Annotated in this window: 4 protein-coding genes and 1 pseudogene; 3 read left to right on the forward strand and 2 right to left on the reverse strand. The window is 37.9% G+C overall.

Annotated features, from left to right (window positions below):
• Nucleotides 1–108 precede the first annotated feature (108 nt).
• The 3 genes from FTU38_RS16620 to FTU38_RS16630 all read left to right on the forward strand — a co-directional run bounded on the left by FTU38_RS16620 (nucleotide 109) and on the right by FTU38_RS16630 (nucleotide 1,159).
• On the forward strand, nucleotides 109–405 hold the full coding sequence (locus tag FTU38_RS16620) for a BrnT family toxin (protein WP_136144373.1): 297 nt from the start codon (nucleotides 109–111) through the stop codon (nucleotides 403–405).
• Nucleotides 395–610 (forward strand): hypothetical protein, encoded by a 216-nt coding sequence (locus FTU38_RS16625; protein ID WP_136144374.1) that lies wholly within the window; start codon nucleotides 395–397, stop codon nucleotides 608–610. Before FTU38_RS16620 ends, FTU38_RS16625 begins: the two co-directional genes overlap by 11 nt.
• A gap of 135 nt (nucleotides 611–745) precedes the next feature.
• Nucleotides 746–1,159 (forward strand): hypothetical protein, encoded by a 414-nt coding sequence (locus tag FTU38_RS16630; RefSeq protein WP_151208204.1) that lies wholly within the window; start codon nucleotides 746–748, stop codon nucleotides 1,157–1,159.
• Nucleotides 1,160–1,165: 6 nt separating this feature from the next.
• On the opposite strand, the gene FTU38_RS16635 is transcribed toward FTU38_RS16630, so the two are convergent.
• Complete coding sequence (locus tag FTU38_RS16635) at nucleotides 1,166–1,645, reverse strand: hypothetical protein (RefSeq protein WP_151208203.1); 480 nt, start codon at nucleotides 1,643–1,645, stop codon at nucleotides 1,166–1,168.
• A pseudogene (locus FTU38_RS16640) lies at nucleotides 1,642–1,791 on the reverse strand (mobilization protein); the annotation flags it as partial. The pseudogene FTU38_RS16640 and the gene FTU38_RS16635, both read right to left, overlap by 4 nt.

Consider the following 1,791-nt stretch of genomic DNA (forward strand, 5'->3'; position numbering starts at 1 on the left):
GTTATACGAAATTTGGATGTTAGAAACCATTTAAATTAATGAGTTATTGAATAAGTAAAACCCTCTAAGTAGACTTTTAGAGGTTGTAAATCTAGGAAAAAGCTAAAGATGCCGTTGATTGAGTATTACGGTCTGCTATTTGAATGGCACGATAAAAAAATGGAATTAGTCTATCGAGGGCGTGAAATTACTTTTGAAGAGGTATGTAGTGTTTTTCTTGATCCAGAGCTGATGTCCTTTGACGATCTTGGTCATTACGATGAGCAACGGCTAATATCAATCGGTCTGAGTAATCGTGGTAGACTACTAACAGTGGTTTGGGTTGAACGTGGTGATGTTGCAAGAATCATTACTGCCTTTGAGCCATCGCACAATCAAAAGCGGAGGTATAACCATGCAAAATGAATTAGAACGTTATAAAAATTTTGACCCTACCAATGCGCCAGTAGTAAAACCAAATTTTGTTAAAAAATTACAAGAACGCCATGCGATTGCTCAAGCAAAGGCTTTTGATGCGGATGTTGTAACTTGGCTAAGTTCTCAAGATAATGAAACAAAACAGCATATTAACGACATGGTGCGCCATATCATGGCGTTGAAACGTATTTAATTAAAATTTAGCTCGATGCTTTGCAATATGGCGTTAGCCATATTGCAAAGTCGAGCCACTTTGCGTACACCGGTATAAATTGGAAAATGAAAGAAACCAAGCAAAGTACTGTCCCATCTCATAACTTGGTTAACTATGAAAATATATAATTTAGCTCAAAGTTTTTTCATCATTTCTGTACTGACTGCTTGTATGGCAAAGCCCGCCTTAGTTTCTAGTGCTATAGAACCTGTAAAATCTGTAATTTTTATTAAGCAAAGTCCTGAAACAAAGACTTATATGCTCTCAATGACAGGTGGCAAATTACATTTAGATCCTCATGGCTGTATTCGTTTAAATAGCGATAATGGCCCTTTTATTATCTGGGCTAACAGCAGTGAATTAGAATATACAAATGATGGTAGGATCAGCATTACCAATAAATTTAATAACCATAAAGTTTTTATAGGTGAGGAAATCAGACTTGGTGGAGGTATGTACTCAACAAAACTCCAATCTACCCCAGATGTTTGTACACAGCACGGTTATTGGCTCGCAGCTCCGCTTTAACAAGTACTATTTAGGGTCAATCACACAATAATCTTTGTGTGGCCCGTGACAGTCATTTTTCATAATCCGGACACAGGATTTACCATTACAGTTTTTAATATCCAGGTTATATCTTTGTTCTAGCCAAGCTGCTTCTGCACGACGTTCTTTGATCTCGTCAAAACTTGGAATGAATAAAAATATAAAAGACAGAAAAACCAGAACCAGACTGAGGAAAATTGCACACAACAAGGCAATAAATCTGTAGTTCAATTTATCGGTGGCTTTATCTAACTCCTGAATACGACCTTGGAGGGCGCGTGTAGCCTCTTGGTTTGCATTATTTAGGGTCTTTTTACTCTGTTCCAGCACCCCACTAGCCACTTTGCTGTAAAACGTCTCTAATCGCTTATTATCGTCTGCTATGGCTTCTCTGTATTCCTTCATAGATGCCAATAGAATATATAACTGATCATCTAGGTCTAAATCATCATTTTGGTTACTCATCGTGACCATCCATCATTATCTAAATTTCGTGATGCCTTACGATTTGCTTGTTCGGCTCGTTGTTTATCTAATTCTTGCTGTCGCTTCATTTCCGCTTGGCGTTCCAGTTCTAGGCGTTTGCTTTCTTGGTTCTTCTGCCATTGCTC

Origin of the sequence: Acinetobacter sp. YH12098 (genome assembly GCF_013419235.1) — a bacterium.
GTDB classification, from domain to species: Bacteria; Pseudomonadota; Gammaproteobacteria; order Pseudomonadales; family Moraxellaceae; genus Acinetobacter; species Acinetobacter amyesii.